Origin of the sequence: Cypionkella sinensis, assembly GCF_042646385.1 — a bacterium.
GTDB lineage: Bacteria > Pseudomonadota > Alphaproteobacteria > Rhodobacterales > Rhodobacteraceae > Cypionkella > Cypionkella sinensis.
The window spans coordinates 1844112-1852399 of record NZ_JBHRTO010000001.1 but is presented as its reverse complement, the minus strand read 5'-3'; the positions used below and the strand labels follow the sequence as shown (position 1 = coordinate 1852399).

The window sequence follows — 8288 nt, the reverse complement described above, 5'->3', positions numbered from 1 at the left end:
TGCGCAAACCCAAGCTGCAGTGCCAAGTGAACATGCAAGGTGTCCTGAAAACGCAAAGCGTCTGGACTGAAACGAGAATGGGGAAAGGGTGGACCAATCGGCACCCCAAGCCCCAGCCGCCCCCGCGACTGTATGCGGAGAGCGTGCTTCCAATATGCCACTGGCCGCAAGGCTGGGAAGGCGGAAGCCCGCATCGACCCGCGAGCCAGGAGACCGGCCCTGCAAAGAAACGCAAAAAACCGTCGGGTGTGACGGGATGGAGAGTAACATGCATATCGAACCGGGCCTCGTATCCGAGGCCAAACTGGCGTTGTCCTATGCCACCGCCGCCACCGCTGCCGCCTATGCGGGCAAACTGGCGTTTGACGATCTGAAGCAGCGCGGGCTGGTGTCCCTGTCGGCACGCGTGGCGCTTTGCACGGTGCTGGTTTTCGTGTTCTTCGAAGTGCTGCCGCATTTCCCGATTGGCGTCTCCGAGGTGCATCTCATCCTTGGCTCGACCCTGTTTCTGGTGTTTGGCGCCGCCCCTGCGGCCCTTGGCCTGATGATGGGCCTGCTGATCCAAGGCCTGTTCTTCGCCCCGCAAGACGTGCCGCAGTATGGCATGAACTTGACCACCCTGCTGGTGCCGCTGTTCGCGCTGCAAGCACTGGCCACCAAAGTGATCCCGACCAAAATGGCCTATGTCGATCTGCAATACCGTCAGGCCCTGATGCTGTCGACCGCCTATCAGGGCGGCATCGTGGCATGGGTGGCGTTCTGGGCGGTCTACGGCCAAGGCTTCGGCGCGGCCAATCTGGCGGCCATCGGCAGCTTTGGCTTCTCGTATATGCTGGTCATCCTGATCGAGCCTGTGGTCGACCTGGGCGTGCTGGCGCTGGCAAAACTGGGCCGCGCCTCCAGCCTGACCACCCCGCGCCTGCACACGGCCTAAGGGCGTTCAACTGGCCGCGATGGCTCTGGTCGCGCGGCTCAGAAGGCTTTAGAGATCAACGCGCCGGTCCTTGGGGTCGGCGCGTTTGCTTTGGGGGGCTGCGATGTTTGACCTGACCTTGATCGGTATCGGCACCGGCAACCCGGATCATCTGACCCTGCAAGCGATCAAGGCGATCAATGCTGCCGATCTGATCCTGATCCCCCGCAAGGGCGAGGGCAAGGCAGATCTGGCCGAACTGCGCCTTGCGATCTGCCGCGATGTCCTGACCAACCCCGCCACCCGGATCGTCGAGTTCGACCTGCCGGTGCGGGATGAGACCATCCTTGATTACAAGGCCCGGGTAGAGGATTGGCACGACCGGATTGCAGGCGTCTGGAAGGCGGCGATGGGGGATGCTGCCCAAGTGGCGCTGCTGGTCTGGGGCGACCCTAGCCTGTACGATTCCACCCTGCGGATCGCGGCACGGCTGGCACCGGATCGGGTGCAGGTGGTGCCGGGGGTGACGTCTATTCATGCCCTGACAGCCGCGCATGGCATCGCCCTGAATGAGATCGGCGCGCCCTTTGTGGTGACAACCGGGCGAAGGCTGCGGGATGAGGGGTTCCCTTTGGGCGTCGATACGGCGGTGGTGATGCTGGACGGGGAGTGTTCGTTTCAGGCGCTGGACCCGGCAGGGCTGCATATCTGGTGGGGGGGGTATGTGGGGATGGCCGAGCAGGTCATCGTCGAGGGGCCGCTGGCCGAAGTGGGCGCGCAGATCGTGGCCCTGCGGGCAGCCGAGCGGGCGCGGCATGGCTGGATCATGGACATCTATCTGCTGCGGCGGGGCTAGGATTTGGCCGGTCCCAACTCGGGACCTTTTTTGTTTGTTTTATATCAATGACTTAGAGGTGTGGTTTTAAGGGTTTGTTAAGGTTCTACCGCGGTGGGGTAAACTCAGCCTACCACGCGTATGGTTATCAAATTCGCCCACCAATCGCCAATGCAAGATACCTGTCGTCCTTGGCTTGGCGCTTTGGTTCGTCCCAGTCCCACATTTATGTGCATACATTAAGGGGAAATGCAAGGGTGAGGGTGGGGGAGGGGTGGTTAAGGAAGTGTGAATAGAGAATATAGAATTGGCGAGTTAACTCTGTATAGTGCGGATGATGTCCCTGTATCTAAAAATATTTAAAAGACTAAGAGGGGGTCAATTTTACTCCTTTCGTTTTTAAGTACTCCTCAAGATCGTTTCTTTTGAATAAATTTTCCAGTAATTTCAGATTATCTGGATCAATGCTGATTAGTTTGGTTGATTTTACTCTATCAAAATATCCATCGAAATCAGAATTGAACATTGCGATTCTATAGAATTTGTTTGCGGCCATGGAGGCGCCGAGCGATCTCGCAATCGAGATGAGATTCGGGGGGAGGCTTTCAATTAATGCTCTAAGCCTATCAACTTTGTCAATTCCAAACTCAATAAGTTCATTGACTATAGCGCCAGAGAGTGGTCGATTTGGGTGGCTATCCCCTATCTTTATAGAATTTCCATAGTTTTCGATATATCTTTCATACAAAGCTTGTGCCGCAACCACAGAAATTACATCGCTGTCAGAAGTGTGATCGTTGTTATTTATCAGATTGCTAGCATATTCATCGGCCTTGGTCGCAACTTCAGAAAACTCTCGATCAACAAGCTCGAGTGTTCCTGAAATTATCATAAGTCGATGCTGCAGATCGTATGGGAGCGAGAATTTACCTTTATACCGTCTTTTATGTTCGATTTCAGCCCAAGCATGTTGAAGTGCCGTTCTAATTTGTATTTCAAATGGCTGCTCTGATATTTCAGAGTATTCTGGTAAATTCTTTCGTATTTCACCCAGTTTGCAAACCAAGTGAAGCGATCTGTACCCAACCGTGTCTACCTGTTCTCTGGTGCGCTTATCAACACTATTCTTGGAATCAATTTCAAAAAGGGAACTAAGTAGGCTTGCGGTTCTGTCTATATCTCGTTCTAGAAAAAGAATTATCCTCATTACTACAAAGTCTGTGTTGTCACTGAATGGATTAACGTATTCCTTGTCATTGCTCTTTTTAATTGCGCTCTCACATGATTTTACGCGCGACTCTATTGACAAATATTCAATGAGGTTTGCATTTAGTATGCTCTGAATCATGCCGAGTGTAGTAAGCCTCAGGCGTTCGAAGTCCTTGATTTTCTTTGAATACTCAATTTCAAAATCCTCAGCCTTCATTATGCTCTTGCCCCCTCATACATCCAACTCCTCCACAAACCGCGCGTTTTCCTGAATATACTGGAACCGCAACTCCGGCTTTTTCCCCATCAATCGCTCCACCAGATCGCCGGTCTCGCCCGGTGCATCTTCATCAATGCTCACGCGGATTAGTTTGCGGGTGGCGGGGTTCATGGTGGTGTCTTTCAGGTCTTTGGCGTCCATCTCGCCCAAGCCCTTGAAGCGTTGCACGTCGATTTTACCCTTTCCGCCCAATCCCTTGGCCAGCCAAAGCTCTTTCTCGGCGTCATCGGCCACATACATCCGCCGCGCGCCTTGGGTCAGGCGATAGAGCGGCGGGCAGGCGAGATACAGATGGCCCTTGTCGATCAGCGGGCGCATCTGGGTGAAGAAGAAGGTCATCAGCAGGCTGGCGATATGCGCGCCGTCCACGTCGGCGTCAGTCATGATGACGATTTTATCGTAACGCAGATCATCGACCTTGAAGCGGGTGCCCATTTGCACGCCCAAAGCCTCGCATATATCGCGGATTTCGGAATTGTCATTCAGCTTGCCAGATGCTGCACCTAGGACGTTGAGGATTTTACCCTTCAGCGGCATGATGGCTTGGGTTTCACGATCACGCGCGCCTTTGGCGGAACCGCCCGCGCTGTCGCCTTCGACGATGAACAATTCGGTATTGTCGCGGGTTTTGCTGGAACAATCGGTGAGTTTCCCCGGCAGGCGCAATTTTTTGGTGGCGGTCTTGCGCTGGGTTTCTTTCTCTTGCTTGCGTTTCAGGCGTTCCTCGGCGCGCAGCACAAGGAAATCAAGAATGGCGCCCGCGGATTTGGAATCGGACACCAGCCAGTTATCAAAATGGTCACGCACCGCACCTTCGACATAGCGGGCGGCCTCTTCGGTGGCGAGGCGGTCTTTGGTTTGGCCGACGAATTGCGGCTCGCGGATGAATACCGAAATCAGCGCGCAGCCCCCGGTGAGCATATCGTCGCGCGTGATCAATTCAGCTTTGCGGTTTTTCACCAGGTCGCCGTAGGCGCGGATGCCTTTCAGGATCGCAGACCAAAACCCAAATTCGTGGGTGCCGCCTTCGGGGGTGGGGACGGTGTTGGTGTAGGATTGGATGAAGCCGTCGCGCACGGGGCTCCAGTTGATTGCCCATTCGACCGAGCCGGGGACTTGATATTTCTCTTGAAACGAGACTTTGCCCGCGAAAGGGTGGTCGGCGTAGGTGGTGGTTTTCTCAAGCGTATCAGACAGATAGTCGGCAAGGCCGCCGGGGAAGTGGAAGGTCGCCTCCATTGGGGTCTCGCCGTCGGGGATGGCGGATTTCCAGCGGATTTCGACGCCCGAGAACAGGTAGGCCTTGGAGCGGACCATGCGGAGCAGGCGCGAGGGGCGGAAGTGGTGGGAGCCGAAAATTTGCGCGTCGGGGTGGAAGGTGACGGAGGTGCCGCGGCGGTTGGGGGCCGCGCCGATCTTCTGGATCGGGCCTTGCGGTTTGCCGCGCGAAAACTCCTGCGCGTAAAGTTCCTTGTTCTTGGCGACCTCGACATACATCCGGTCCGACAGCGCGTTGACCACCGACGAGCCTACGCCGTGCAGACCGCCCGAGGTCTCATAGGCCTTGCCGTTGAATTTGCCGCCGGAGTGCAGGGTGCAGAGGATGACCTCCAGCGCGGATTTGCCGGGGAACTTCGGGTGCGGATCAATCGGGATGCCGCGGCCATTGTCGCGCACGGTGAGGGAGCCATCGGCGTGGAGTTCGATCTCGATCCGGTTGGCGTGGCCTGCGACAGCCTCGTCCATCGAGTTGTCGATGATCTCGGCGGCAAGGTGGTGGTAGGCGCGTTCGTCAATGCCGCCGATATACATGCCGGGGCGCAGACGGACGGCCTCTAGCGGTTCAAGCACCTCGATGGAGGAGGCGTTATAATCGTCGGACGCGCCAGAGAGAAGGTCGGGGGCCATGGATGCTCGATTCTTGTTATGCGGCTTTGGAAGGGGATTATCACAGAAACCGGGCGGGGGGCGCAAGATGTTGGGGTGTTGCTGCAGGGCGATACGGCGGCTAGGGTTGCGCGAAACATGGGAGATGCGCGATGCGGGTGATGGTGACGGGCGGGTCGGGCAAGGCGGGGCGGCATGTGGTGGCGTATCTGGCGGCGGCGGGGCACAAGGTGCTGAACGTCGACCGCGTGGCGTTGCGGCATCCGGGCGTGGCGGATGTGCAGGCGGATATCACGGACTCGGGCCAGATGTTCAACGTGATGTCGGCGCATATGGATGGGGGCGAGTTGGACGCTGGGGCCGCGCCGAAATTCGATGCGGTGGTGCATTTCGCCGCCGTGCCCGCGCTGATGCTTCAGGCCGAGAATGAGACCTACCGCGTCAATGTGATGGGCACCTATAACGTGCTGGAGGCGGCGTGTAAGCTGGGCATCCCCAAGGTGATCATTGCCAGTTCCGAGACCACCTATGGGGTTTGTTTTTCAAACGGAATTGTCGATCCGAAGGTGCTGCCACTCGAGGAGGATTACGACATTGATCCGATGGACAGCTACGGCATGTCAAAGAAGGTCAACGAGGCCACGGCGCGCAGTTTTCAGCGGCGGTTTGGCAATGACATCTACGCGCTGCGGATCGGCAATGTGATCGAGCCGCAGGAATATCGCACGCGGTTCCCCGAATTCTTTGTTGATCCGGGGCAGCGGCGGCGGATTACCTTCAGTTATATGGATGCGCGCGATCTGGGGCAGATTGTCGATCTGGCCTTGAAGAAAGATGGTCTGGGGTTTCAGGTGTTCAACGCCTGCAACGACACCAATTCGGTCTGCCAGAGCAACCAGGAATTGCTGGCGCGGTTCTTCCCGAAAGTGCCGCTCAGCCGCCCGGTTGGGGCGCGGGAGAGTTTGCTTTCCAACCGCAAGGTAAGGGAGGTTCTGGGGTTCAAGGAGCAGCACAACTGGCGGAATTATGTGGATGATCCGACGGTGTGAGGTTGGCAGGTAACGCGTGGACAGCGGGCTGATGGGTTTGCAATCAACGGTTTTGGGTAGGATGACCTTCAACTCGTTACGATCTGCTCGCCATTGGCGGCATTGTTTATTTTGAACAATGACGACTTGCGCGGCGGGTTCAATGATGGAGACTATGAAGGTCAGCTGCTTACGCACGGCCAATTTTTGATCGCGTCGGGTTTCTGACCCGCCCTTTGTGATGTGGTTTAAAATTTTAAGCTGCATCACATATTCAAGCGAAAAAAGTCGTATTCATCATTGTACGACGGCACATCTCTCAACCTTTAGGGCAAGTTTTAACAGCCCGGAATCAAGGCGCGTGCGCCGCCGGGCAGCGCCCGTCCGCCCCCTCGGGCGGGCGCTTTGGGAGGTCACCAGCAGAATTTCGGTGGGAGTGGCTGAGGAATAAAGCGCTTAGAACTTCTGTTGCATCGCCCACCCGGCGGACGGGCGCTGCCCTGTGGTGTGCTTGGGGAGAGCGGAATCTATGGAGCGGTTGCCTTCACGCACCTTACATCAACCCGGCAGCGTCACGATGATCGTGCCGCGGGTGGTGGCGACGATGGTGTGTTCGTATTGCACGGCGGGGGCGCTGGGGGTGGCGTAAAGCGTCCAGTCATCGCCTGAGCGGGTGTCGGCCCAGCGTGCGCCGCGCGACAGGAAGGGTTCGACCGTTAGCACAAGGCCCGCGTGGATGCGGCGTTTGTCGCGGTTGGGCCAGGTGGCGATTTCCTCGGGGTATTCGTGCAGCGCGCGGCCAACGCCGTGGCTGGCGAGGTTGCGGATCAGCGTATAGCCGCGTTTGGCGGCGAATTGGCCGATGGCGTTGCCGATATTGGCCAGCGGTTTGTCGGGCCGGACTTCGGCGATGCCGATCTGCATGGCGCGTTGGCCGTCGCGGCAGAGTTGGTCCAGTGCCGGGGTGACTTGGCCCAGCCGAAAGCTGCCCCCGGTGTCGGCGAAGTAGCCGTTCTTACTGGCAGAAACGTCGATATTCACCAGATCGCCCTCGGCAAGGACACGGTTGCCGGGGATGCCATGGGCGATTTCTTCGTTCACACTGATGCAGGTGGCACCGGGGAAATCATAGGCAGATTGCGGGGCCGAGGTGGCGCCGTCACGATCCAGCAAGGCGCGACCGATGTCGTCCAGCTCGCGCGTGGTCATGCCCGGCTCCATGGCGCGGGCCATCGCTTGCATGGTGTTGGCGACGATGCGGCCAATGGCCTTGAGGCCGTCGAGTTCGTCTTGCTGGGTGATGGTCATGGCTGCAGCTCCGGGCGAATGCAGGTGGGCGGGTGCAGGGAGCGGGCGGCGTGGTGCGTGAGATCACGCACCCTACCGATTGCTTTGCCGTGGGCAGGCTTACGCGGGTTCCGCCGAACGGGCTTCCCACATCGCTTGGAACGCCGGGCGGGCCTGGCAGCGTTCTGCCCAGGCTTTGACGGCGGGAAATTCGGCCAGCAGCGTGGGATGGGCTTGGGCGTAGCGGACGACTTCGGCCACGTTGATATCGGCGGCCGTAAAGCGGTCGCCGACCAGCCAGTCATGCGCGGCCAGATGCGCTTGCAGACGCGCCAGCGGGCGGCGCAGTTTCTCGGCATTCACTGCGATGCTGGCCTGACCTTCGGGTGTTTTGTCGCCGCCGTCGCCAATGATATACAGGATCTCCAGCGCGGGGGTTTCCACCGAGGTTGCGGCGAACAGCGACCACTGCTCCATCAACGCCGCTTCAGCATTGCTTTGCGGCCCCAAGGCGCCGCCGTGGCAGCGCGCGATGTGCAGGGTGATCGCCAGGCTTTCGGTCAGCACAAGGCCGTCTTCGGTATAGGCCGGAATCTGCCCCTGCGGGTTGACCTGCAGGAAATCCGCCGAGGCGGTGTTCAGCGGCGCATCAACGGCGGTGGGGTCGGTTTTCAGCCGGTAGGCCTGAATCACCGGCACATGGGTAAAGGGCAGGCCCAGCTCGGCCAGCAGCCACAGCGGGCGCGAGGCGCGCGAGCGGTAAACCCCATATAGCGTGATCATCGAAGGCTCCTTCAGCGGCGATTTGGCGGTATTCTTAGGCAAAGATCGCAGCGGCGGAAAGGGGCG

General features: G+C 58.2%; 7 protein-coding genes and 1 riboswitch. Of the genes, 3 read left to right on the top strand and 4 right to left on the bottom strand.

The annotated features are described in order from the left end of the window. Positions 1-20 precede the first annotated feature (20 nt). A riboswitch (cobalamin riboswitch) is annotated at positions 21-236 on the top strand. Positions 237-268: 32 nt separating this feature from the next. Together ACFOGH_RS09215 and cobF are read left to right on the top strand one after the other, a co-directional pair. Further along, positions 269-934 carry an energy-coupling factor ABC transporter permease gene (locus ACFOGH_RS09215; RefSeq protein WP_380072774.1) on the top strand — a complete coding sequence of 222 codons (666 nt, stop codon included), beginning with the start codon at positions 269-271 and terminating at the stop codon, positions 932-934. A 103-nt stretch (positions 935-1037) separates the two neighbouring features. Then, on the top strand, positions 1038-1769 hold the full coding sequence (cobF, locus tag ACFOGH_RS09210) for a precorrin-6A synthase (deacetylating) (protein WP_380072773.1): 732 nt from the start codon (positions 1038-1040) through the stop codon (positions 1767-1769). A 346-nt stretch (positions 1770-2115) separates the two neighbouring features. On the opposite strand, the gene ACFOGH_RS09205 is transcribed toward cobF, so the two are convergent. Next, positions 2116-3174 carry a GTP pyrophosphokinase gene (locus ACFOGH_RS09205; RefSeq protein ID WP_380072772.1) on the bottom strand — a complete coding sequence of 353 codons (1059 nt, stop codon included), beginning with the start codon at positions 3172-3174 and terminating at the stop codon, positions 2116-2118. A gap of 15 nt (positions 3175-3189) precedes the next feature. After that, a complete protein-coding gene (gene parE / locus ACFOGH_RS09200; protein ID WP_380072771.1) occupies positions 3190-5145 on the bottom strand; it encodes a DNA topoisomerase IV subunit B in 1956 nt (651 codons plus the stop codon). 131 nt (positions 5146-5276) lie between these two features. Here parE and ACFOGH_RS09195 point away from each other — a divergent pair, with 131 nt between their 5' ends. Then, the gene (locus tag ACFOGH_RS09195; protein WP_380072770.1) at positions 5277-6173 is read left to right on the top strand and encodes an NAD-dependent epimerase/dehydratase family protein; all 897 of its coding nucleotides are present in this window, start codon (positions 5277-5279) and stop codon (positions 6171-6173) included. A gap of 537 nt (positions 6174-6710) precedes the next feature. Here the strand turns inward: ACFOGH_RS09195 and map are convergent. Beyond that, entirely contained in the window at positions 6711-7460 is a 750-nt protein-coding gene (gene map, locus ACFOGH_RS09190; protein ID WP_380072769.1) for a type I methionyl aminopeptidase, read from the bottom strand. 99 nt (positions 7461-7559) lie between these two features. Next, the gene (locus tag ACFOGH_RS09185; RefSeq protein WP_380072768.1) at positions 7560-8222 is read right to left on the bottom strand and encodes a glutathione S-transferase family protein; all 663 of its coding nucleotides are present in this window, start codon (positions 8220-8222) and stop codon (positions 7560-7562) included. Positions 8223-8288: the final 66 nt, after the last annotated feature.